Origin of the sequence: Ruminococcus sp. MCC718 (assembly GCF_018783905.1) — a bacterium.
Taxonomy (GTDB): Bacteria; Bacillota; Clostridia; order Lachnospirales; family Lachnospiraceae; genus Hominisplanchenecus; species Hominisplanchenecus faecis.
The window spans coordinates 13,218-35,600 of record NZ_WQNP01000180.1 but is presented as its reverse complement, the minus strand read 5'-3'; the positions used below and the strand labels follow the sequence as shown (position 1 = coordinate 35,600).

Genomic DNA, 22,383 nt, shown 5'->3' with positions numbered 1-22,383 from the left:
TACCAATATTTATGCTATGATAAAAAACAGGTTTAAAATCCGCAAAAGGCGGTATTTCAATGCCAGAGTATGCAGAAAGAAAAGAGTTTCTGCATGAAACACGAGAATGAGGAGGAAACAAGACATGGGAATGACGATGACACAGAAAATTCTTGCAGCTCATGCAGGATTACCAAGTGTAGAAGCCGGTCAGCTGATCGAGGCAGATCTGGATCTGGTCCTGGGAAATGATATTACTTCCCCGGTTGCCATTCATGAGATGGACAAGTTTAAAAAACAGGAAGTATTTGACAAGGATAAGATCGCACTGGTAATGGATCATTTTATTCCGAATAAAGATATCAAATCAGCAGAACACTGCAAATGTGTACGTGAATTTGCCTGTAAAAATGAGATCACCAATTATTTTGACGTAGGAGAGATGGGAATCGAACACGCACTGCTTCCGGAAAAAGGACTGACTGTGGCAGGAGATGTGATCATTGGTGCAGATTCTCATACCTGTACATACGGAGCACTGGGAGCATTCTCCACCGGTGTCGGAAGTACCGACATGGCAGCCGGTATGGTAACCGGAAAAGCATGGTTTAAAGTACCGTCTGCAATTAAATTTAACCTGGTCGGCAAACCGGCAAAATGGGTAAGCGGCAAAGATGTGATCCTGCACATCATCGGACTGATCGGTGTGGACGGAGCTCTTTACAAATCCATGGAATTTGTTGGTGAAGGAATCAAATACCTGAGCATGGATGACCGTTTCACGATCGCAAACATGGCGATCGAAGCCGGTGGCAAGAACGGTATCTTCCCGGTAGATGACCTGACCGTTGCATATATGAAAGAACATTCCAAACGTCCATATAAAGTCTATGAAGCAGATGAAGATGCCGTATACGAACAGGAATATACCATTGACCTCAGCACTCTGAAATCAACCGTAGCATTCCCGCATCTTCCGGAAAACACCAGGACCATCGATGAGATCACAGAAGATGTTGTGATCGATCAGTCTGTGATCGGTTCCTGTACAAACGGACGTATCGAAGATCTGCGTTGTGCAGCAGAGATTTTAAAAGGACGCAAAGTGAAAAAAGGTGTCCGCTGTATCGTGATCCCGGCAACACAGCAGATTTATCTGCAGGCTATGAGAGAAGGACTGCTGGAAATCTTCATCGAAGCAGGAGCAGTTGTCAGCACACCGACCTGCGGACCATGCCTTGGCGGCTACATGGGTATCCTGGCAGAGGGCGAGCGTTGTATCTCCACTACCAACCGTAACTTCGTGGGCCGTATGGGACATGTAAAATCAGAAGTATATCTGGCAAGCCCGGCAGTTGCAGCAGCAAGTGCAGTGACCGGAAAGATTTCCGCACCGGCAGAGCTTGGATTATAGGAGGATAGATAAGATGAAAGCACATGGTAAAGTATTTAAATATGGAGACAATGTAGATACCGATGTTATCATTCCGGCAAGATATCTGAATTCTTCCGATCCGGCAGAACTGGCAACACACTGCATGGAAGATATTGATAAAGAGTTTGTAAACAAAGTTCATAAGGGAGATATCATTGTAGCTGAGAAAAATTTCGGCTGCGGATCTTCCAGAGAACATGCACCGATCGCCATCAAGGCAGCAGGTGTAAGCTGTGTCATCGCAGAGACCTTTGCACGTATTTTCTACCGTAATGCGATCAACATCGGACTGCCGATCATCGAGTGTCCGGAAGCATCCAAAGGCATCGAGGACGGCGATGACGTAGAAGTAGATTTTGACAGCGGTATGATCTATAATCGCACAAAAGGAACCGAGTTTAAAGGACAGGCGTTCCCGGAGTTTATGCAGAAGATCATCAAAGCAGAAGGCCTTATTTCCTATATTAATGGAAAGAACTAAAGCGTTGTAGGCAAAGTGCTCAATTGAGTCAAGTGGATATTCGCAATCCGCTTCGCTACTTGCTCATGAACGCAGTCGCTTCGCGACCTGTCAGTGTGAGCTTTCAATTCTCACTGACATAAGCATCCCCCTCACCCACCGCTTAGTGCTCTGCACACTTGAAGCGGGGGAATGCTTCTCTGCGTTCAAATCAAATATATGCGAGACTGAAATACCATTTGGCTTAATGCTTCTGGTATTTTGAAAAGAAATCGTCACCTGAGAGCAGGTGGCGATTTTTTTGTCGGATCAATGGTCAGTCAGGCTGATCAAGATCGAGTGCAGATCTTGCGTGCGTTTGACTTTAAACATTACCATAAGAAAATATTGACAAACTGATATTAAAATGATATCATTTTAATAAACCGAAAAGATGTTTTAAAACTAAATGATGCCTGCGAATTGCTCAGTTATAAAATAACTCCCGCAATTCTATAAACATTCGGAATCCGCAGATTTACTGCGTAAATAGCTACTTCCTCATGTTTAGCGGGTTCCAAGTTCGAATGTCTTATCTTGCAAGCAAGAACGGCATTTTGACCTTTTAACCCTGGCATCACAAAAATAATTAAAGGAGGAAAGGATTATGGATATCAAGGAAAAAGTTTTGAACAACAGGAAAAATGGCATGGCAATGATGTTGCTGTTTATCATTTTTTATGCAGCAGCTGCAGGCATCATGCTTGTCAGTGCGATTACCGAGTTGATTCCGCTTATGCTACTGGCGATCATCTGGATTTCCATCGGCTGGATCCCGTTTCTGGGACTTAAAGTTCTGAAACCGCAGGAAGCTCTGGTGCTTACTCTGTTCGGTAAGTATGTCGGCACTTTGAAAGATGCAGGATTTTACTGGGTAAATCCATTCTGCAGCAGTGTGAACCCGGCAGCAAAGACCAAACTGAACCAGAGCGGGGATGTGGATGGCGGAAACAGTGCGAAATCCGTGCTGGTTGCGGCAACAGGTGCAAATGCTTCTGCAAATGCATCGGTTCCAAACAAAAAGATTTCCCTGAAGATCATGACACTCAACAATAACCGTCAGAAGATCAATGATTGCCTCGGTAATCCGGTGGAAATTGGGATCGCTGTGATGTGGCGTGTGACCGATACGGCAAAAGCTGTTTTCCATGTTGACAACTACAAGGAATATCTTTCCCTGCAGTGTGACAGTGCCCTGCGAAATATCGTGCGTATTTATCCTTACGATGTGGCACCGAATGTCGATACGACCGGTGACGGCATTGCCGATGAAGGCAGCCTGCGTGGTTCCAGCGAAATTGTTGCAGGACGCATCCGCGATGAGATCCAGAAGAAAGTAGCAGAAGCCGGTCTGGAGATCATAGAGGCACGTATCACCTATCTTGCCTATGCACCGGAAATCGCAGCCGTTATGCTTCAGAGACAGCAGGCATCAGCGATCATTGATGCGAGAAAGATGATCGTTGACGGAGCAGTCGGTATGGTTGAGATGGCACTGGAGCGTCTGAATGAGAATCAGGTAGTCGAATTAGATGAGGAGCGAAAAGCTGCCATGGTCTCCAATCTTCTTGTCGTGCTCTGTGGAAATCACGATGCACAGCCGGTTGTAAATTCAGGAAGTCTGTACTGATATGGCAGAGGGCAGACCGAAGAAACAGATCCCGCTCAGGCTCTCGGCAAAACTGTATGATCAGATCGCAGCCTGGGCAGAAGATGATTTTCGCTCCGTAAACGGGCAGATTGAATATCTGCTCACAGAATGTGTAAGGCAACGTAAAAAAAACGGCAAGTATGTATCCGAAACAATGGATGAACCGCCGGAATTAGACATCTGAGATGTAAAAAGAAAAAGTGTCGGAAGAATGAAGGGTTCTTCCGGCACTTTTGTGTCGCTTTGTATTTAAAAATGTTTTTGTAATCTTAACGTTTTTCAATCGGAACATAATCTTTAATCTCAGAAATGCCTTTGTATGCAGGACGAATAATTTTTCCGCTATTGGCAAGCTCTTCGAGGCGGTGGGCACTCCAGCCAACCACACGGGCGATCGCAAAGATCGGTGTGAAGAGCTGCGTAGGCAGATCCAGCATACTGTATACAAATCCGCTGTAGAAGTCCACGTTGGCACTGACACCTTTGTAGATCTTGCGTTCTTCGGCAATGATCTGTGGTGCAAGGCGTTCCACCATAGAATAAAGCTGGAACTCTTCTTCTCTGCCTTTTTCTTTGGAAAGTTTCTCTACGAAACCCTTGAAAATATTGGCACGCGGATCAGAAAGAGAGTAAACAGCATGTCCCATACCATAGATCAGACCGGCGTGATCGAAAGCGTCTTTGTTCAGCAGGGCACGCAGATAATCACCAACTTCTTTTTCGTTGTTCCAGTCTTTGACGGTTTTCTTCATATCTTCAAACATACGGACAACTTTGATGTTGGCACCGCCGTGTTTCGGACCTTTTAAAGAGCCAAGGGAAGATGCTATAGTAGAGTAGGTGTCTGTACCAGAAGAAGATACCACATGAGTGGTGAACGTAGAGTTGTTACCACCGCCGTGTTCCATATGCAGCACCAGTGCAATGTCAAGGATGCGGGCCTCGAGGTTGGTGTATTTACTGTCCGGACGGAGAATATGGAGCAGATTTTCCGCAGTGGAAAGTGATGGATCAGGCATATGGATATAAAGACTCTTTCCATCGTGATAATGGCTGTATGCCTGATAGCCATATACGGAAAGCATCGGAAACAGTGCAATCAGCTGCAAGCACTGACGCAGTACATTCGGAAGTGAGATGTCGTCTGCACGGTCATCGTAAGTATAGAGTGTCAGAACACTGCGGGCAAGCGTATTCATCATGTCCTGGCTCGGTGCTTTCAAAATAATATCTCTGACAAAGCTGGTAGGAAGAGAACGATATGCTGCCAGCATATCGGAAAATTCTTTCAGGTCCTCTTTTGATGGGAGCTTTCCGAACAGAAGCAGGTAAGTAACTTCTTCAAAGCCAAAACGTTGATCTCTGATAAAACCGTTTACAAGATCTTCGATATTATATCCGCGGTAGTAAAGCTTTCCTTCGCATGGAACCTGTTTTCCGTCTACCATATCATAAGCATGGACATTGCCGATATCAGTAAGACCTGCCAGCACACCCTTACCATTGATATCACGCAGTCCGCGTTTTACATCATATTTGGTGTAAAGGGCAGGGTCAATCTTGCTGGTACTTTCTGCAAGTTTTGTCAGAGACAATATTTCAGGTGTAATTTCTGAATAAATATTCATTGGCAGTTCCTCCGTTTCAATATTTCTTTTATATGATGTTGGGGTCAAAAGATGCCATACGAATTGTTCCGTACTTCGTACTCCCACAATTCTTTCTACGCTCCGCTTCGGTCGGTGCTAAACATGTGCCACTGGCACATAGCACCCCAATATTCGCATATCGTAAAGCTTACGCTCCACTTTTATGCTCATATCGGGGCGGGTCATTAAGCCATAAAACCACTCTTGTGCAAGCACATCGTGGTTTCAGGCTTTTGACCCTGGCATCTCTATATAGTATTCGAAATGATGCCAATGAATCGCTTTGTTACAGGAAAAGTAATTCTTTTCGCCTTGGCATCACCAAAATATACTTACTATTTTACCATAAAATAGTGAATTTTGCTAATAAAAAAACAATAAACAATGGCTATGGGATGTATAAAAAAAGTATAGCAGGAAAATAAAAAAAATATGGCAAAAAAGCAAAAAAAAACAGTTGACAAATTCAGAAACCTGTTGTATCATATAAAACGTGCCTGAGAGACAGGCAGAAATAAAAAATGCGCGAGTGGCTCAGTTGGTGGAGCGCGACCTTGCCAAGGTCGAGGCCGCGGGTTCGAGTCCCGTCTCGCGCTTAATACTTTGGGGTGGGTCGATTGGATATATAGTGTATTCAATCGACCCTTTTTGCCTTGAGACGGAAATAGCTGTCTGGGGCAGGCAAAAATGTTTTACGGGGGAAATCAAAAAAGTTTGCCAGATGGCACAGGAGGTAATAAAAGTGAAACTATTGTATCAGTTTGGGATTATCATGTTTGTAACCTTTCTCGGAGAATTTCTGCACTGTCTGATTCCGTTGCCGATCCCGGCAAGTATCTATGGTCTGCTTCTGATGCTGGCGGGTCTGATGACAAAAGTGATCAAACTGGAGCAGGTCAAGATCGCAGCGGACTTTCTGATCGAGATCATGCCGCCGATGTTTATCCCGGCCGCCGTTGGTCTGATCGTGACCTGGAGTGATTTAAAGGTAATTCTGGTACCGGTTCTTGTGATCACTTGTATCACGACCGTCTTTGTTATGGTTGTGACCGGAAGAACGGCACAGGCAGTAATGCATCTGAAAGAAAACATGGCAGCACAGAAGATGGAGAAGCAGGATTAATAGGGTGATCTCAGGAGGGTAAAGACATGAAAGAGATATTGTGTAACTCGGCATATTTTGGCGTGACGGTCAGTCTGATCGGATATGGAGCTGGCATTATGCTGAAGAAAAAGTTCAAGTATGCATTTTTAAATCCGCTGCTGATCTCAATCATTTTTGTGATCGGCGTGGTGATGTTGTGCGGGGTGGATTATGAAAGTTATGAAAATTCTGCCCAATATTTAGGTTATCTTCTGACTCCGGCGACGGTATGTCTGGCGGTGCCGCTTTATCAGCAGATGACACTTTTAAAGAAAAATCTGGCAGCCGTTGCCTGCGGCATCCTCGCAGGTGTGCTGGCAAGTCTTGGAAGCGTCCTGCTTCTGGCATTTTTGTTCGGACTTGAGCATGATGTCTATGTTACGCTGCTTCCAAAGTCTATCACAACAGCAATCGGAATGGGCGTTTCCGAAGAACTGGGCGGTTTGGTGACCATCACGGTGGCTGTGATCATTGTTACCGGCGTGATCGGAAATGTGATCGGAGAGGCAGTCTGCAAGCTGTTTCGTATTTATGAGCCGATCGCAAAAGGACTGGCACTTGGCACATCCTCCCATGCGATCGGGACGGCCAAAGCACTGGAAATGGGCGAAGTGGAAGGTGCGATGAGCAGCCTGGCGATCGCGGTAGCAGGTCTTCTGACTGTGATCGGAGCCTCTGTATTTGCTGGATTTTACTGAAAATATGATGCCAGGGTCAAAGGTCTAAATCCACATGAGCTTGCTCATAGGTGGATGAAAGACCTTGGGACCCGCCCCGATATGGAGCAGAACATCCAGTGGATGTTCGTTTTGCTCCGACCGAAGCGGAGCGTAGACATAAAAGTGGGATGATAATCCCACGATATGCGAATACTGGAGAGGATTGTGGGAGTGCAACGCACGGAACAATCCGTAGGCATCATAGTTGGGGAGTTTTGACACCCACATCAAAATATAAAATCTCTATTGAGAAATTTTGTTGAAAATGGTAGAATAAAAAGAAAAACATAAATGCGGAGGATTAACATGAAAAAACTGAAAGTAAAAAAAGGAAGTACCTGTATGGCTTGTCTTGCATGCGTAGAAGCATGTTCTGAGGCTTTTTATAAGGAGTTTCATCCGGACAAGTCCTGTATCCAGATCGTAGAGAAGAAGAGTGTACGCCCGATGGCCTGTCCACAGTGTGGCAAATGTGCAGAAGCCTGTCCGGAAGGTGCGATCACTCAGAATGCAAAAGGCGTTTACATGATCAACAAAAAGAAATGTACCGGTTGCGGAGCCTGTGCAAAAGCCTGTCCGTTTGGACTGATCGTCAAGACAGAGGGCAATCCGGCATCCAAATGTATCGCATGCGGTATCTGTGCAAAAGCCTGTCCGATGGATGTACTGGAAGTAGTAGAAGAGTAAAGAGCAATCAAAAATAATACATAAAAATAAAAAAGTCATTGCTGAACATGTGAAATGTCTGCGATGGCTTTTTTTATTGTGCCGCTGTCTTTAATTCAAGAATGCCTTTGACATTCTTCTGTATACATCTGATGTATCATAAAAAACAGACCTTGTCGATAGTGACCGGCAAGATCTGTTTTTGACTGATAGATATTTTGTTATCTTTAGATTAAACAATACCCTGAGCGTTCATAGCATCTACAACTTTTTCGAAGCCTGCGATGTTTGCACCGGCTACATAGTTGCCTTTCATGCCGTAACGTTCAGCAGCATCAACCATGTTGTGGCAGATATTAACCATGATACCCTGCAGTTTTGCGTCTACTTCTTCAAATGTCCAGCTCAGACGTTCGCTGTTCTGGGTCATTTCCAGAGCAGATGTAGCAACACCGCCGGCGTTTGCAGCTTTACCAGGAGCAAAGATTACGCCGTTTTTCTGCAGATATTCTGTTGCATCCATAGTAGTAGGCATATTAGCACCTTCGCATACAGCCAGGCATCCGTTTGCTGCCAGCTGTTTTGCATCGTCGATCAGCAGTTCATTCTGAGTTGCACATGGAAGAGCAACATCACATTTTACGCTCCATACGCCGCGTCCTTCATGGTATTCAGCGTTTGGTCTGTAGTTTTTGTATTCGGTCAGTCTTGCACGTTTTACTTCTTTGATCTCTTTAAGTGCTGCTACATCGATTCCGTCCGGATCGTATACCCAGCCGGTAGAATCACTTGCAGTAACCACTTTTGCACCCAGCTGCTGAGCTTTTTCGATCGCATAGATAGCAACGTTGCCGGCACCGGATACACAAACAGTCTTGCCAGCCAGTTCGATACCGTTCAGTTTCAGCAGTTCCTGTGTCAGGTAGAGCAGACCATAACCGGTAGCTTCTGTTCTTGCAAGGGATCCACCGTAGCTTAAGCCTTTACCTGTCAGAACACCTTCATACAGGCCACGGATTCTCTTGTACTGACCGAACATATAGCCGATCTCTCTTGCACCTGTTCCGATATCACCTGCCGGTACATCTGTATCAGCACCGATGTATTTGCACAGCTCTGTCATAAAGCTCTGGCAGAATGCCATAACTTCGCGGTCTGATTTGCCCTTAGGATCGAAGTCAGAACCACCTTTGCCGCCACCGATCGGCAGACCAGTCAGAGAGTTTTTGAAAACCTGTTCAAAACCAAGGAATTTGATGATACCAATGTTTACAGACGGATGCAGACGGATACCGCCCTTGTAAGGTCCGATCGCACTGTTGAACTGTACACGGTAACCGGTATTTACCTGAACCTGACCTTTATCGTCAACCCATGGTACACGGAATTTGAACTGTCTTTCCGGATTTACCATTCTTTCCAGAAGAGCATCCTTTCTGTATTTTTCTTCATTTGCCTCGATAACGACTCTCAGAGACTCCAGAACCTCTTTTACTGCCTGATGAAATTCAGGTTCAGATGGATTCTGCTCTACAACTTTGGCAATAACCTCATCTACGTATGACATGATTGTGTCCTCCTTATCTTCATACATTGATTTCTGTAACCATTCAGAGCTATGCAAAAAACAGTTACGTTTTTTTTCATTGCAGATTATAGCAAATCAGCGTGGCAAAGTAAAGAAAAAAATAGTGCTTTTTTGCAAAAAAATTACGGAATTTTTGTAAAAATGTTGGAAGTGCGTAGTTTTTGCAGGAAAAGCCTCAAAAGGGAAAAGTAAAACTTCCATATAAAGCAAAAGAAAACGGAAAGAATGACCATTTACAAAAAGAAGCAGATTCGCTATACTGAGAGGAAAAGACTGGATGAAAACCGGCCTGAATACAAAGGAGGATCTGCCAATGGAAAAGCAAGTGGGACTTACCGGGCAGGAGGTGGAGGAGCGTATCCGAAGCGGTCAGGTAAACAGGATGGAAAATCATATGGTGAAAACGAATAAGGAGATCGTAAAAGCACATTTGCTTACTTATTTCAATTTTCTGAACCTTTTTCTGGCCATTCTGGTTCTGATCACCGGACAGTTCAAGAACATGACTTTTATGGGAGTCGTGATCGTCAATGCGGTAATCGGGATCGTGCAGGAACTGAAAGTTAAAAAAGTAGTAGACAAGCTGACGGTTCTGACGGCTTCAAAAGCTCATGTGGTAAGAGAAGGTGAAAAATATGAGATAGATATAGAAGAAGTGGTGAAAGATGACATTCTGATTGTGATAAACGGCGATCAGATCTGTGCAGACTGTACGGTTCTTGAATGTGACGGTTTGGAGGTTAATGAATCCATGCTGACCGGAGAATCAAAACCTGTAAAGAAAAAAGCAGGAGATGAGCTGATGTCCGGCAGTTTTGTAGTTGCGGGCGGCGGTGTCGGCCGTGTGGTTCATGTCGGTGATGAGAATTATGCCGCAGAGCTGACAAGGAAAGCCAAGACGAAAAAACGTGCCACTTCGGAAATGCAGAATACGATCAAGCGGATCATAGCGGTGATCAGTATTCTGATCATTCCGATCGGCATTCTGCTGTTCCGTTCTCAGATCAGTGCTCAGGGGATGACCAGGAACGAAGCTATCGTGGCAACCGTTGCCGGAATTATCGGTATGATTCCGGAGGGACTGGTGCTGCTGACCAGCATCTCGTTTATCCTGGGCGTCGGAAGACTTGCAAAAAAGCGGGCACTCGTGCAGGAGATGGAAGCAATCGAAGCACTGGCACGCGTCAACGTGCTCTGCCTTGACAAAACCGGAACGATCACGACCGGGGAACTGGAAGTTACAGAGGTGCTTGGCCTTGGAGAGGTGAAAAAAGAAGAAGTAAGCGAGATTATGAATGAGCTTACGTTTGCTTTTGAAGACAGCAACAACACGCAGGAAGCATTAAAACGTTATTTTCACCGGATGGACCGTTTTACGGTCGTTCAGAAAATTCCGTTTTCTTCCGAACGAAAGTACCGTGCGATCGAGTTCGAAGAAAAGGGCTGTTATGTCCTTGGTGCACCGGAGTTTTTATTGCAGGATGACGAAGAAGGGGCGGAAATCCTTCGAAAAGTCAATCAGTATTCCGAGGAGGGCTATCGTGTCCTGTTGCTTGGAAAATGCGGTTCTGTTCAGGCGGAAGATGGAAGTGTCAGTGAGGTGTCACCGATGGGACTGATCGTGATCCTGGACTGCATCCGGAAAGAAGCACCGGATGTCTTTCAGTACTTCCGTAGGCAGAAGGTAGAGATCAAGGTGATCTCCGGTGACAATCCGGTGACGGTATCGAAGATTGCCGGAAAAGCAGGACTTCTGGGGGCAGAAAAATACGTGGATGCCTCCACACTCGGAGATGATCCGCAAAGTTACCGGGAAGCCGTGCAAAAATATAATGTCTTTGGACGCGTGAAGCCGGAACAGAAGCAGAAGCTTGTCCATGCTTATCAGTCGGAAAAGAAAGTGGTCGGTATGGTTGGTGACGGTGTCAACGACGTGCTTGCACTGAAGGATGCAGACTGCGGTATTGCGATGGCAGCCGGAAGTGATGCGGCAAAACAGTCGGCACATATTGTCCTGCTGGATTCGGATTTTGCCTGCCTTCGGAATATTGTAAGCGAAGGAAGGACGATCATTGCCAACATCGAGCGGGTCAGTGCACTGTATCTGACCAAGACACTGTATTCCATCCTGCTGTGTGTCATTTTTATTCTTCTCGGACGGGCGTATCCGTTTATCCCGGTGCAGCTGTCTCTGATCAGTGCAGCCTGCATCGGTTTCCCGAGTTTTGTGCTGACACTGGAGCATACCGAAGAGGTGACAAGTACTGGATTTTTGCGTCATGTGATGCAGACGGCACTTCCGGCGGCGATTACTATGGTTGTCACCCTGCTTGTGGTTCAGGTTTTGTCACCGTTCTGGAAAGAAACAGAAGTGTTTACCTATACCTTTGATCTCCTGGTCGGAGGAGCAGTCGGGATCATGGTCGTATTTCGTGTGTGCAGGCCGTTGAACTGGCTGAGAGGCATTCTCTGTGTCTGCGTGATCGCAGTTTTTTCGGTGGGTGTGCTACTGTTCCCGGGATTTCTTGGAATCCACAGCATCTTCTGCTGGCAGATGGTACTTGCGATCCCGCTTGTGTGCATGGTCATTCTTCTGTATCATGAGCTGATACGTCTGATCCTGTGCTGTTACCGGATCCGAGATCGCATACACGAAAAACTGGAGATTTTATTTCCGAAGAGAAAAAAGAAAAGAAGCCGGTAAGGAAAGGAATTATAAATGAAAAAGAAAATAGCAGTGATAGGCGGAGGGGCGGCAGGCATGTTTGCAGCACTGAATGCGGCAGAACGCGGGTGCGAAGTCCATCTGTTTGAAAAAAATGAAAAACTGGGCAAAAAGATCTATATTACAGGAAAAGGCAGATGTAATCTGACCAACGCCTGTGATACGGAAGAACTGTTTCAGGCAGTTGTCAGCAATCCGAAATTCCTGTACAGTGCTTTCTATGGCTACACGAATCATGATGTGATCGATTTTTTTGAAAAAGCCGGTACAAAGACCAAAATTGAACGTGGGGACCGTGTTTTTCCGGTATCAGATCATTCTACAGATGTTATTGATGCACTTCGCAGGAAAATGCGGGAATATAAAGTGCAGGTGCATTTAAATACCGAAGTTTCCAAGGTGGAAGCCAAAGATGGAAAAGTAACCGGTGTTTTGTCGGATGGAGAAAAGAAACTTTTTCCGGCAGATGCCGTACTTGTGGCAACCGGAGGGATTTCTTATAAAACGACAGGTTCTACCGGAGACGGTTACCGTTTCGCAGAAGAACTCGGACATAAAGTGACGGAATTATATCCATCGCTGGTTCCGTTTAATACAAAAGAAGCGTGGGCAAAAAGCCTTCAGGGTCTTTCGCTGAAAAATGTGGATGTCAAAGTGATGGACGGTAAAAAGAAACTCTATGATGGTTTTGGCGAGATGATGTTCACCCACTTTGGCGTGACTGGTCCTCTGATCTTAAGTGCCAGCAGTTACACTGCGAAAACGGCACGAAAAAAAGAACTTTCTATGTTTATCGACCTGAAGCCGGCATTGTCAAAAGAACAACTAGATCACCGAATCCTGCGTGATTTTGAGGAAGCAAAAAACAGACAGTTTAAAAACGCACTGGGCGGACTTTTCCCGGCAAAACTGACTCCGGTCATGATCGAGTTGTCCGGCATCAATCCGGAGAAGAAGGTAAATGAGGTATCAAGAGAAGAACGCCTCGGATTTGTGGAGCTGATCAAAAATTTGCCATTGACCGTAACAGGGCTTCGCGATTATAATGAAGCTATTATCACAAAAGGTGGTGTCAGTGTAAAAGAAGTCAATCCGTCCACGATGGAGTCCAAACTGGTGCAGGGACTGTATTTTGCAGGTGAGGTACTGGATCTGGATGCTGTGACCGGAGGATTCAATCTGCAGATCGCCTGGTCCACTGCCTATGCGGCAGCACTGGCGATGAGCGAAGCATAGATACCATGCAGGAGGAAAATATGAGTTTTAATATTGCAATTGACGGACCGGCAGGAGCCGGAAAAAGCACGATCGCAAAACGTGTGTCAAAAGAGCTTGGATTTATTTATGTCGATACCGGGGCAATGTATCGTGCGATCGCAGTTTATATGATGCAGAATCAGATCGATATCCACGACGATGCGGCAGTGCAGAAAGCCTGCAGCAAGATTTCCATATCGATCGCCTACAGTGATGACGGCGAACAGCAGGTGATCTTAAACGGGGAGAACGTGACCGGACTGATCCGCACAGAAGAAGTGAGCAAGATGGCATCCGTGACTTCCGCAAACCCGGCCGTGCGAGCCACACTGCTTGACCTGCAAAGAGATCTGGCGGCAAAAGAAGATGTCCTGATGGACGGAAGAGACATCGGCACCAATATCCTGCCACATGCACAGCTGAAAATTTATCTGACCGCAAGCGTGGAAACGCGTGCAAAGAGACGTTTCCTGGAACAGCAGGAAAAGGGAGATACGCACACACTGGAAGAGATCGAAGAGGAGATCCGGGACCGCGATCAGCGTGACATGTCAAGAGAGATCGCACCGCTTCGCCAGGCAGAGGATGCCATTCTGGTAGATTCTTCGGATCTGTCGATCGATGAGGTGGTTGAGCGTATTAAAGAATGTTACAGGGAAGTGAAGCAATGAAAGTGATAAAAGCACAGACTGCGGGTTTTTGTTTTGGCGTAAAACGTGCCGTTGACCAGGTCTATGATCTGGCAGCAAAAGAAAAAGAGCCGGTTTACACTTACGGGCCGATCATCCACAACGAAGAGGTAGTGCGGGATCTGGAAGAAAAAGGCGTACGGGTGCTGAATGGAAAAGAAGATCTGCTTTCGGTAAAAAAGGGCACCGTTGTGATCCGTTCCCATGGCGTTGCGGAAGAGGTTTATGATCTGATCTGCGAAAACGGACTGAATCTTGCCGATGCGACCTGTCCATTTGTAAAGAAAATACATCGCATTGTCAGGCGGGAAGGCGAAAACGGAAGAGAGATCGTGATCATCGGAAATGCCAATCATCCGGAGGTAGAAGGCATCCGAGGATGGTGTGTTTCTAAAGTGACGGTGATCGGAACAGAAGAAGAAGCAGAAGAATTTGAACCAAATTCAGACACAGGAGTCTGTGTTGTGTCTCAGACGACATTTAATTACAAGAAATTTAATAAATTAGTTGAAATTCTTTCAAAAAAGCGTTATGATATACTTGTTTTAAATACGATTTGCAATGCGACCGAAGAGCGTCAGCAGGAGGCGAGAAAAATTGCCGCCGATGTGGATGCCATGATCGTAATTGGAGGCAGACACAGTTCCAATACGCAGAAACTATTTGAAATATGTAAAGAAGAATGCAAGAATACTTACTATATACAGACACTTGAAGATTTGGATGTACATTCGATGCAGTCCATGAGTTGCGTAGGTATTACAGCAGGGGCATCAACCCCAAATAATATTATTGAGGAGGTTCACAAGGAATGTCAGAAATGAGCTTTGAACAAATGCTGGAGGAATCATTAAAAACAATTCATAATGGAGAGGTAGTCGAAGGTACGGTCATCGATGTCAAAGAAGACGAGATCATCTTAAATATTGGATACAAAGCTGACGGTATCATCACAAAAAGTGAATATACCAACGATTCAAGCGTAAATCTCCAGGATGTTGTTCATGTTAACGACAAAATGGAAGCAAAAGTCCTGAAAGTAAACGATGGTGAAGGACAGGTTCTGCTGACTTACAAACGTCTGGCAGCAGAAAAAGGAAACAAGAGACTGGAAGAAGCTTTCGAAAATCACGAAGTACTGAAAGCACCGGTTGCACAGGTACTCGATGGTGGTCTGAGCGTTGTGATCGACGAAGCAAGAGTATTTATCCCGGCAAGCCTGGTATCTGATACTTACGAAAGAAATCTTGGCAAATATGCAGGTCAGGAAATCGAGTTTGTGATCAGCGAGTTCAATCCACGCAGAAGAAGAATCATCGGCGACCGTAAACAGCTGTTGGTTGCAAAGAAAGCAGAAATGCAGAAAGAACTCTTTGCAAGAATCCACGTTGGTGATGTAGTAGAAGGCGTTATCAAAAACGTTACAGATTTCGGTGCATTCATCGACCTGGGCGGAGCAGACGGTCTGCTGCACATCTCAGAGATGTCCTGGGGACGTGTTGAAAATCCAAAGAAAGTATTCAAAGTTGGCGAAAAACTTTCTGTTCTGATCAAAGACATTAGCGGCGATAAGATTGCACTGAGCCTGAAATTCCCGGATCAGAACCCATGGCTGACAGCTGGCGAGAAATACGCAGCAGGCAACGTGGTAGAAGGTAAAGTTGCAAGAATGACTGATTTTGGTGCATTTGTTGAACTGGAGCCGGGTGTAGACGCACTGCTTCATGTATCACAGATTTCCCAGGAGCATGTTGATAAACCATCTGACGTACTGAGCGTAGGACAGGTTATCACAGCAAAAGTAGTAGATTTCAACGGCGAAGACAAAAAAATCAGCCTGAGCATGAAAGCACTGCAGAAAGAAGAAGCTGCTGCCGACACAACAGAGGCAGAAGAAGAGTAATATTGCACATCTCAAAAAGGGAGTGCTGAGTGTTCTGTAAGGTTCAGACAAAAGAGAACCTGCAGGGCAGGAAAGCCTGATTTCAAATGGAAATCAGGCTTTTTATGTATAAACATAATAAAGAGGGCGAATTCATAAACTGTTGCGTACATTCAAACCAGAAAGAATCCGAATGATAGCTTTCCTGGAAAACAGGTTTGAACAGTGCTTTTTCCTGAGGAAGAAAAAGTCCCCGGTGACGCTGGTAACAGGTTGTGGCTTTTGCAGGGATGCGTTCACGTGGATCGAGATAAGAGGCAACGTGCTTATGAATGGCACAGTCCTGCAAAGGAATATAATAATAATTTTTATAGTCAGATATGAAATACTTTAATTCGCCTTCGAAAGCATAGATCATCAGTTTGGCAGTGCCTTCCTGGAGCGTAAGATAGCACGAGGAAAGCCGGTTGGAGATCTGCTTTGGAACAGGATATTTCAGATCCAGCTCTGCGATCAGAAGCGGCTGTCCGTTCACAGAATCTTCCCAGAAAAGATTCCGGAGCGTATAATCCTGGTCTTTCAAAAACAGCGGATAGGCAAGAAGCGGCAGCAGTTTTGTCATACCTTTCAGATCGTCCAGATTATGCAGAAGCAGAAGCGAAAGAGCATCCGCATCTTTTAACTGGCAGTAGCTCTGATAGATTTTGATCAGTTCGCCGCCGTTGTAGCGGTCTTCCCGCTCAATGCCAAGGAAAGATTCCAGACTTTTCTGGTTGATGTGCGTCAGTTTCAGATATTTTTTGTATGGCCGGGTCAGGCGGTAAAGGTCAATGCTCTGCATAGATGATAAGGTATCTGACAATGTATATTTTTCTGCTTTGAAAAGAAGATAAGGGATATCAAAACCGTCACCGTTGAAATGAACGACAGCACGAAATGACCGGCAGAATGCAAGAAATGCGTTTAAAATTTCACATTCTTCCGATGGAGTTTCGGCAAACCACTGAAGGAAAGTCCAGTGCTCATCCAGAAAGCAGACCGCACCGATCAGATACAGAGAAGTGTTTCGCGGGGAAAATCCGGTTGTTTCAATGTCAAAGAAGAGAAATTCTTCTCTGGAAAAAGGAAAAGAGTCCAGATAGCGAAGATCTGGTTCAAAGTTGGAAAAAGATTGTTGTTTATATAGCATGAAAAAATTCCTTTCTTAAACTTATGTGTTCAAGAATGCCTCCGGCATTTCTGAAGTTGATTTTGAATTCTGGCATCATTATAAAAGTGTTTCAATAAAAATGCAATACAGAGATATTTAGCGATTAAAAAGACAGAAAATTCAATGTAAAATAAAAGAAAAACAGAAATCAAAAATAAAAGGAGAAAATTATGTGGGATATTCAAATTCTTGGAGTAGATTTGTATCATGTTCTTTTCTGGCTGATCTTATACAGCTTTATGGGATGGATATGGGAAAGCTGCTATGTATCGATAAAGGAAAAGAAGCTGGTAAACCGTGGATTTGTAACAGGTCCGGTGTGTACGATCTATGGAGTGGGAGCTATGAGCGTTTATTTGGTTCTGAGGCCATTGCAGGATCATGGTTTATGGCTGTTTCTTGGCGGCATTGTTCTGGCAACCATCCTGGAGTATGTTACTTCGTGGGTAATGGAAAAGCTCTTCCACACAAGCTGGTGGGATTACAGCGAACGGCCGTTTAACCTGCATGGCAGGATCTGTCTGGGATGCTCGATCGCATGGGGATTTTTCACACTGCTGATGTTTGAGATCCTTCAGCCGTTTGCACAGTGGGTGATCGATCTGTTTGATGTAGCGACCGGACATGCGTTTATTATCTTATGCGGGATTCTGTACTGCGTGGACTTTATCGTATCGACACTTGCAGCACTGCAGCTCGGCGAAAAACTGGAAGGCCTGCAGACTGCCATGGAAGAGTTTACCGAATATCTTCAGACGACCAAAGTCTACAGTTCGACGGAAGAGGCAAGAGAACTGTTTGGAAACTATAAAAAGCATCTGCCGACGAAAAAAGAATTTCAGGAAAAGCTGGGAGAGTATCAAAGGCACATTGCAGGCAAGATTGAAGAAAAGGGTCTTTCTGAATATGCAGAAGGCATTCGCTCTCGTTCAAAGGGATTTCGGGAACAGTATCAGGAGAGGGTTTCTAGGATCACCGGCGTAAACAAACGTTTTATGAAAGCTTATCCTACGATTCATAAAGTATCCAGAAAGAAAAAGGGGAATCAGAAAGAAACAAAATAAGCAAACAGAGAAAAAGAAAGCAGCAGTTATTGTTTTTTGATGGCTGTAAATATAAAAAAAGGAGGAGAAGTGTATGCTGCGTTTTACATTTCGGGGTGGCATTCATCCAGATGACGGAAAGGCGATGTCCAAAGATAAGCCGATTCGGGAGGTTTTGCCCAAAGGAGAGCTCGTCTATTCGCTTTCTCAGCATATCGGAGCACCAGCCAAAGCCATTGTAGCAAAAGGCGATCATGTACTGGCAGGCCAGAAAATTGCAGAAGCAGGGGGGTTTGTATCTGCAAACATTTTTGCATCCGTATCAGGAACGGTCAAAGCGATCGAAGCAAGGCTTGGGGTAGCCGGAGGCATGCAGGAATCCATTGTCATTGAAAACGATGGCCTGTATGAAGAGGTAGAGTTTTCACCAGAGCGGAAACTGGCGGATATTTCCGGAAAAGAGATCATTGAGATCATCAAGGAGGCGGGTATTGTCGGTATGGGCGGAGCCGGATTCCCGACACACGTCAAATACATGCCGAAAGATCCATCTGCGATCGATCACATCATTGTCAACTGTGCGGAGTGTGAGCCTTATCTGACATCAGATTACCGCAGGATGATGGAGGAATCGGAAAAAATCGTGGGCGGTCTTCAGGCGGCAATGAAGATTTTTGACGGAAGGGCAAAAGGCGTACTGGCAGTTGAAGACAATAAAAAAGATGCGGCAGCAAAACTGCGGGAAGCAGCAAAGGGGATACCGGATATTGAAGTTGTAGAATTAAAAACCAAGTATCCGCAGGGAGCAGAGCGACAGCTTATTTTTGCGGTCACAGGAAGACAGATCAATTCTTCCATGCTTCCGGCAGATGCAGGATGTGTAGTCAACAACTGTGACACGATCCATGCAATCTATGAGGCGGTACATTTTGGCAGACCGGTCATGAAAAAAGTGATGACGATCACCGGAAATGCGATCAAAGAACCGCAGAACCTGCGTGTCCGCACCGGTACGAACTTCCGGGAACTGATCGAAGAGGCGGGAGGTTTTACTTCCGAACCGGAGAAAATCATCGCCGGAGGTCCGATGATGGGAATCCCGCTGATCTCTCTGGATGTTCCGGTAGTCAAGACGTCTTCTGCGATCCTGTGCATGACAAAAGACGAGGTCGCAGCCTGCGAAGAGACAGCGTGTATCAACTGCGGACGCTGTGTGTCCGTCTGTCCGGGCCGGATCATTCCGGCAAAACTGGCTGATTATGCGAAAAGACATGACAAAGAATCTTTTGAGAAGGCAAATGGTATGGAGTGCTGCGAATGTGGATGCTGCAGTTATATCTGCCCGGCGAAACGGCCTCTGACTCAATACATCAAATCTATGCGTAAGATGGTGCTTGCGGATCGAAAAAAAGCTGCACAGAGGGGGAATGGAAAATGAGTGAAATGTGGAACATATCATCAAATCCGCACATCCGGGACAAAATGAAAAGCAGCGATCTGATGCGTCTTGTTCTGATTGCACTGCTTCCGGCAGCCGTATTTGGTGTCGTAAATTTTGGAATCAATGCATTAAAGGTAATTATTTTATCTGTGGCAGCCAGCGTGCTCACAGAGTATGTTTATGAAAAAGGGATGCACAAGAAAGTGACAATCGGTGACTACAGTGCAGCGGTGACAGGACTTCTGCTGGCACTGAACCTTCCGGCTTCTGCACCATGGTATCTTCCGGTACTTGGATCTGTTTTTGCAATTCTGTTTGTAAAACAGCTTTTCGGAGGACTTGGACAGAACTTTATGAATCCGGCTCTTGCAGCAAGATGTTTTCTTCTGATCTCTTTTGCCGGAAAAATGACGGACTTTACATACGATGCAGTATCCGGGGCAACGCCGCTTGCAGCCATGAAAGCCGGCGAGAGCGTGAATGTTTTAAACCTGTTTCTAGGAAAAACAGCCGGAACGATCGGTGAGACTTCCACACTGGCGATCCTGATCGGTGCGGTGATCCTTCTGGTATTTAAAGTGATCGATCTGAGGATACCATTGTCCTGCCTGCTTTCTTTCTCTGTTTTTGCCATTTTATTTGGCGGACATGGATTTGATCTGCATTTTCTGGCAGCACAGCTGTGTGCGGGCGGACTGATGCTTGGTACATTTTTTATGGCAACGGATTATGTAACCTCACCGATCACCAAAAACGGTCAGATCGTGTATGGATGCATCATCGGTATTCTCACCGGGGTTTTTCGTTTCCTCGGAAGTGCATCGGAGGGCGTATCTTATGCGATCATCCTTTCAAACCTTCTGGTGCCTTTGATTGAAAAAGTAACACCTCCGACAGCATTTGGGAAAGGAGGAAAAAAGCATGAATAAGATTATAAAAGAAGCACTGGTACTGATGGCGATCACACTGGTTTCCGGTTTACTGCTCGGAGCTGTCTACAGCATTACAAAACAGCCGATCGCACAGGCAGAGGAAAAAGCACAGAAAGAAGCTTATCTTGCTGTATTTCCGGATGCACAGGATCTGACGGAGCCGGATAACAAAGAAGAACTGCTCACAGAGGCAGCCGATGTCCTGGATCAGGCCGGATTTGGCACAGCTGACACTCTGGAAGATTTTTATCTGGCAGAAAAGGACGGAGCAGTGACAGGTGTGGTTATGAACATTACTTCGCATGAAGGATACGGCGGTGACATCAATTTCTCCATGGGTGTCAGTATGGACGGAACGGTGACAGGCGTGGAGATGCTTTCCTTAAGTGAGACAGCCGGACTTGGCATGCGTGCAAAAGACGAAGAATTTAAAGGACAGTTCGCAGGAAAAATCGTAGATCAGTTCGTGGTTACAAAAAACGGTGCTTCCGCGGAAAACGAGATTGATGCGATCAGCGGAGCAACCTTTACTTCCAAAGCGGTGACAAACGGTGTCAATGCGGGACTTCGTTTTTATGAAAGCCTTAAGGAAGGAGGTATCTTACAATGAGCAAAGCAGGAGAACGTTTATATAACGGTATCATCAAAGAAAACCCGACCTTTGTGTTGATGCTTGGTATGTGTCCGACGCTGGCAGTAACCACCTCAGCGATGAACGGACTTGGCATGGGACTTACGACAACGGTGATCCTTGCCATGTCAAACTTGATGATCTCAGCACTTCGTAAAGTCATTCCGAACGGCGTGCGTATGCCGGCCTTTATCGTGGTTGTGGCATCTTTCGTAACGATCGTACAGTTTTTGCTTCAGGCGTATGTACCGTCTCTGTATCAGAGTCTTGGTATTTATATCCCTCTGATCGTAGTAAACTGTATCATCCTTGGAAGAGCGGAAGCTTATGCTTCTTTCAATCCGGTCATCCCGTCTTTCTTTGACGGCGTCGGTATGGGACTTGGATTTACCATCGGTCTTGCCAGCATCGGTATCGTGCGTGAACTGATTGGAGCCGGAACCATTTTCGGTGTGCAGGTGATGCCTTCTTTCTATCAGCCGATCACGATCTTTATCCTTGCACCGGGAGCTTTTCTGGTCCTGTCCCTTCTGACAGCAGCCCAGAACCGCGTGAAACGTAAAATGCAGGAAAAAGGTAAAGAGACAAAGATCGGCAGCGGCTGCACAGGAGAATGTGCCTCCTGTGCAAGTTCCTGTAAAGGAGGGGAGACGTTATGAGAGAATTACTTATGATCGCAGTCGGCACTGCGTTTATCAACAATGTTGTTTTGAGCCAGTTTTTGGGACTGTGTGCATTCCTTGGTGTATCCAAGAAAATGGATACCGCAGCAGGCATGGGCGGAGCCGTTATCTTTGTTATCACGATCTCATCCTTTGTCACGGCTCTGATCTATAAATTTCTGCTCCTTCCGCTGAATGTGACTTACCTTCAGACGATCGTGTTTATTCTGGTCATTGCGGCACTGGTACAGTTTGTGGAAATGTTTCTGAAAAAGAGCAGCCCATCTCTGTACAATGCACTTGGCGTTTATCTGCCGCTGATCACGACAAACTGTGCCGTACTTGGTGTGGCACTGATCAATGTACAGAAAAGCTACGGCATCGTAGAGAGCGTGGTAAATGGCCTGGCAACGGCGGTCGGATTTACGATCGCGATCGTGCTGATGGCCGGTATCCGTGAAAAAACAGAATACAATGATGTACCGGAATCTTTTAAAGGATCACCGATCGTTCTTCTTACAGCCTGTCTGATGGCGATCGCATTCTTTGGATTTTCCAGTCTGAAATAGGAAGGAGGAGTG

General features: G+C 45.6%; 21 protein-coding genes and 1 tRNA gene. 19 read left to right on the top strand and 3 right to left on the bottom strand.

What is annotated here, in order from left to right:
- The first annotated feature begins 124 nt into the window (after window positions 1–124).
- The 4 genes from leuC (at window position 125) to GPK60_RS14875 (ending at window position 3,748) form a co-directional block, all read left to right on the top strand.
- Complete coding sequence (leuC, locus tag GPK60_RS14890; protein ID WP_022119191.1) at window positions 125–1,393, top strand: 3-isopropylmalate dehydratase large subunit; 1,269 nt, start codon at window positions 125–127, stop codon at window positions 1,391–1,393.
- A 13-nt stretch (window positions 1,394–1,406) separates the two neighbouring features.
- The gene (leuD, locus tag GPK60_RS14885; protein ID WP_173865793.1) at window positions 1,407–1,895 is read left to right on the top strand and encodes a 3-isopropylmalate dehydratase small subunit; all 489 of its coding nucleotides are present in this window, start codon (window positions 1,407–1,409) and stop codon (window positions 1,893–1,895) included.
- A 631-nt stretch (window positions 1,896–2,526) separates the two neighbouring features.
- The gene (locus tag GPK60_RS14880; protein ID WP_173865812.1) at window positions 2,527–3,543 is read left to right on the top strand and encodes an SPFH domain-containing protein; all 1,017 of its coding nucleotides are present in this window, start codon (window positions 2,527–2,529) and stop codon (window positions 3,541–3,543) included.
- Between the two features lies 1 nt (window position 3,544).
- The gene (locus GPK60_RS14875) at window positions 3,545–3,748 is read left to right on the top strand and encodes a PTS ascorbate transporter subunit IIC (RefSeq protein WP_215660956.1); all 204 of its coding nucleotides are present in this window, start codon (window positions 3,545–3,547) and stop codon (window positions 3,746–3,748) included.
- 85 nt (window positions 3,749–3,833) lie between these two features.
- Here the strand turns inward: GPK60_RS14875 and GPK60_RS14870 are convergent, their stop codons facing one another.
- Window positions 3,834–5,192, bottom strand: coding sequence for a citrate/2-methylcitrate synthase (locus GPK60_RS14870; RefSeq protein WP_022118710.1), 1,359 nt, complete (start codon window positions 5,190–5,192; stop codon window positions 3,834–3,836).
- A 544-nt stretch (window positions 5,193–5,736) separates the two neighbouring features.
- Here GPK60_RS14870 and GPK60_RS14865 point away from each other — a divergent pair.
- From GPK60_RS14865 to GPK60_RS14850, 4 genes are all read left to right on the top strand, one after another.
- Window positions 5,737–5,809, top strand: a tRNA-Gly gene (locus GPK60_RS14865).
- 146 nt (window positions 5,810–5,955) lie between these two features.
- Complete coding sequence (locus GPK60_RS14860; protein WP_173865795.1) at window positions 5,956–6,336, top strand: CidA/LrgA family protein; 381 nt, start codon at window positions 5,956–5,958, stop codon at window positions 6,334–6,336.
- A 26-nt stretch (window positions 6,337–6,362) separates the two neighbouring features.
- Entirely contained in the window at window positions 6,363–7,055 is a 693-nt protein-coding gene (locus GPK60_RS14855) for an LrgB family protein (RefSeq protein ID WP_215660954.1), read from the top strand.
- 327 nt (window positions 7,056–7,382) lie between these two features.
- Complete coding sequence (locus GPK60_RS14850) at window positions 7,383–7,763, top strand: 4Fe-4S binding protein (protein ID WP_022118707.1); 381 nt, start codon at window positions 7,383–7,385, stop codon at window positions 7,761–7,763.
- A 211-nt stretch (window positions 7,764–7,974) separates the two neighbouring features.
- On the opposite strand, the gene gdhA is transcribed toward GPK60_RS14850, so the two are convergent.
- Window positions 7,975–9,309, bottom strand: coding sequence for an NADP-specific glutamate dehydrogenase (gene gdhA, locus GPK60_RS14845; RefSeq protein ID WP_022118706.1), 1,335 nt, complete (start codon window positions 9,307–9,309; stop codon window positions 7,975–7,977).
- A 334-nt stretch (window positions 9,310–9,643) separates the two neighbouring features.
- On the opposite strand from gdhA, the gene GPK60_RS14840 reads away from it, so the two are divergent.
- Genes GPK60_RS14840 through rpsA form a run of 5 tightly spaced genes read left to right on the top strand, consistent with a single transcriptional unit; the run spans window position 9,644 to window position 15,904 of the window.
- Window positions 9,644–12,034, top strand: a complete 2,391-nt coding sequence (locus tag GPK60_RS14840) for an HAD-IC family P-type ATPase (protein WP_215660952.1) — start codon at window positions 9,644–9,646, stop codon at window positions 12,032–12,034.
- 15 nt (window positions 12,035–12,049) lie between these two features.
- Window positions 12,050–13,291, top strand: coding sequence for an NAD(P)/FAD-dependent oxidoreductase (locus tag GPK60_RS14835; protein ID WP_022118704.1), 1,242 nt, complete (start codon window positions 12,050–12,052; stop codon window positions 13,289–13,291).
- A 20-nt stretch (window positions 13,292–13,311) separates the two neighbouring features.
- Window positions 13,312–13,983 carry a (d)CMP kinase gene (gene cmk, locus GPK60_RS14830; protein ID WP_022118703.1) on the top strand — a complete coding sequence of 224 codons (672 nt, stop codon included), beginning with the start codon at window positions 13,312–13,314 and terminating at the stop codon, window positions 13,981–13,983.
- Window positions 13,980–14,825 (top strand): 4-hydroxy-3-methylbut-2-enyl diphosphate reductase, encoded by an 846-nt coding sequence (ispH, locus tag GPK60_RS14825; protein WP_022118702.1) that lies wholly within the window; start codon window positions 13,980–13,982, stop codon window positions 14,823–14,825. The genes cmk and ispH overlap by 4 nt, the downstream gene beginning before the upstream one ends.
- A complete protein-coding gene (gene rpsA, locus GPK60_RS14820) occupies window positions 14,813–15,904 on the top strand; it encodes a 30S ribosomal protein S1 (protein ID WP_022118701.1) in 1,092 nt (363 codons plus the stop codon). Before ispH ends, rpsA begins: the two co-directional genes overlap by 13 nt.
- 82 nt (window positions 15,905–15,986) lie before the next feature.
- On the opposite strand, the gene GPK60_RS14815 is transcribed toward rpsA, so the two are convergent.
- Window positions 15,987–17,072, bottom strand: a complete 1,086-nt coding sequence (locus tag GPK60_RS14815) for a ribonuclease H-like domain-containing protein (protein ID WP_022118700.1) — start codon at window positions 17,070–17,072, stop codon at window positions 15,987–15,989.
- A gap of 191 nt (window positions 17,073–17,263) precedes the next feature.
- On the opposite strand from GPK60_RS14815, the gene GPK60_RS14810 reads away from it, so the two are divergent.
- From GPK60_RS14810 to rsxA, 6 genes are all read left to right on the top strand, one after another.
- On the top strand, window positions 17,264–18,157 hold the full coding sequence (locus GPK60_RS14810; protein WP_215660950.1) for a hypothetical protein: 894 nt from the start codon (window positions 17,264–17,266) through the stop codon (window positions 18,155–18,157).
- A 73-nt stretch (window positions 18,158–18,230) separates the two neighbouring features.
- Entirely contained in the window at window positions 18,231–19,574 is a 1,344-nt protein-coding gene (gene rsxC, locus GPK60_RS14805) for an electron transport complex subunit RsxC (protein WP_215660948.1), read from the top strand.
- On the top strand, window positions 19,571–20,506 hold the full coding sequence (locus tag GPK60_RS14800) for an RnfABCDGE type electron transport complex subunit D (RefSeq protein WP_215660946.1): 936 nt from the start codon (window positions 19,571–19,573) through the stop codon (window positions 20,504–20,506). The genes rsxC and GPK60_RS14800 overlap by 4 nt, the downstream gene beginning before the upstream one ends.
- Complete coding sequence (locus tag GPK60_RS14795; protein ID WP_022118696.1) at window positions 20,499–21,119, top strand: RnfABCDGE type electron transport complex subunit G; 621 nt, start codon at window positions 20,499–20,501, stop codon at window positions 21,117–21,119. Before GPK60_RS14800 ends, GPK60_RS14795 begins: the two co-directional genes overlap by 8 nt.
- Entirely contained in the window at window positions 21,116–21,799 is a 684-nt protein-coding gene (locus GPK60_RS14790; protein ID WP_022118695.1) for an electron transport complex subunit RsxE, read from the top strand. Before GPK60_RS14795 ends, GPK60_RS14790 begins: the two co-directional genes overlap by 4 nt.
- On the top strand, window positions 21,796–22,371 hold the full coding sequence (rsxA, locus tag GPK60_RS14785) for an electron transport complex subunit RsxA (RefSeq protein WP_022118694.1): 576 nt from the start codon (window positions 21,796–21,798) through the stop codon (window positions 22,369–22,371). The genes GPK60_RS14790 and rsxA overlap by 4 nt, the downstream gene beginning before the upstream one ends.
- Window positions 22,372–22,383 lie beyond the last annotated feature (12 nt).

What these genes read in the sequence shown, in the direction of transcription:
- leuC (WP_022119191.1), top strand. Translation starts at nt 125, where the DNA reads ATGGGAATGACGATGACACAGAAAATTCTTGCAGCTCATGCAGGATTA.
- leuD (WP_173865793.1), top strand. Translation starts at nt 1,407, where the DNA reads ATGAAAGCACATGGTAAAGTATTTAAATATGGAGACAATGTAGATACC.
- GPK60_RS14875 (WP_215660956.1), top strand. Translation starts at nt 3,545, where the DNA reads ATGGCAGAGGGCAGACCGAAGAAACAGATCCCGCTCAGGCTCTCGGCA.
- GPK60_RS14870 (WP_022118710.1), bottom strand. Translation starts at nt 5,192, where the DNA reads ATGAATATTTATTCAGAAATTACACCTGAAATATTGTCTCTGACAAAA.
- GPK60_RS14855 (WP_215660954.1), top strand. Translation starts at nt 6,363, where the DNA reads ATGAAAGAGATATTGTGTAACTCGGCATATTTTGGCGTGACGGTCAGT.
- GPK60_RS14850 (WP_022118707.1), top strand. Translation starts at nt 7,383, where the DNA reads ATGAAAAAACTGAAAGTAAAAAAAGGAAGTACCTGTATGGCTTGTCTT.
- gdhA (WP_022118706.1), bottom strand. Translation starts at nt 9,309, where the DNA reads ATGTCATACGTAGATGAGGTTATTGCCAAAGTTGTAGAGCAGAATCCA.
- GPK60_RS14840 (WP_215660952.1), top strand. Translation starts at nt 9,644, where the DNA reads ATGGAAAAGCAAGTGGGACTTACCGGGCAGGAGGTGGAGGAGCGTATC.
- GPK60_RS14835 (WP_022118704.1), top strand. Translation starts at nt 12,050, where the DNA reads ATGAAAAAGAAAATAGCAGTGATAGGCGGAGGGGCGGCAGGCATGTTT.
- cmk (WP_022118703.1), top strand. Translation starts at nt 13,312, where the DNA reads ATGAGTTTTAATATTGCAATTGACGGACCGGCAGGAGCCGGAAAAAGC.
- ispH (WP_022118702.1), top strand. Translation starts at nt 13,980, where the DNA reads ATGAAAGTGATAAAAGCACAGACTGCGGGTTTTTGTTTTGGCGTAAAA.
- rpsA (WP_022118701.1), top strand. Translation starts at nt 14,813, where the DNA reads ATGTCAGAAATGAGCTTTGAACAAATGCTGGAGGAATCATTAAAAACA.
- GPK60_RS14815 (WP_022118700.1), bottom strand. Translation starts at nt 17,072, where the DNA reads ATGCTATATAAACAACAATCTTTTTCCAACTTTGAACCAGATCTTCGC.
- GPK60_RS14810 (WP_215660950.1), top strand. Translation starts at nt 17,264, where the DNA reads ATGTGGGATATTCAAATTCTTGGAGTAGATTTGTATCATGTTCTTTTC.
- rsxC (WP_215660948.1), top strand. Translation starts at nt 18,231, where the DNA reads ATGCTGCGTTTTACATTTCGGGGTGGCATTCATCCAGATGACGGAAAG.
- GPK60_RS14800 (WP_215660946.1), top strand. Translation starts at nt 19,571, where the DNA reads ATGAGTGAAATGTGGAACATATCATCAAATCCGCACATCCGGGACAAA.
- GPK60_RS14795 (WP_022118696.1), top strand. Translation starts at nt 20,499, where the DNA reads ATGAATAAGATTATAAAAGAAGCACTGGTACTGATGGCGATCACACTG.
- GPK60_RS14790 (WP_022118695.1), top strand. Translation starts at nt 21,116, where the DNA reads ATGAGCAAAGCAGGAGAACGTTTATATAACGGTATCATCAAAGAAAAC.
- rsxA (WP_022118694.1), top strand. Translation starts at nt 21,796, where the DNA reads ATGAGAGAATTACTTATGATCGCAGTCGGCACTGCGTTTATCAACAAT.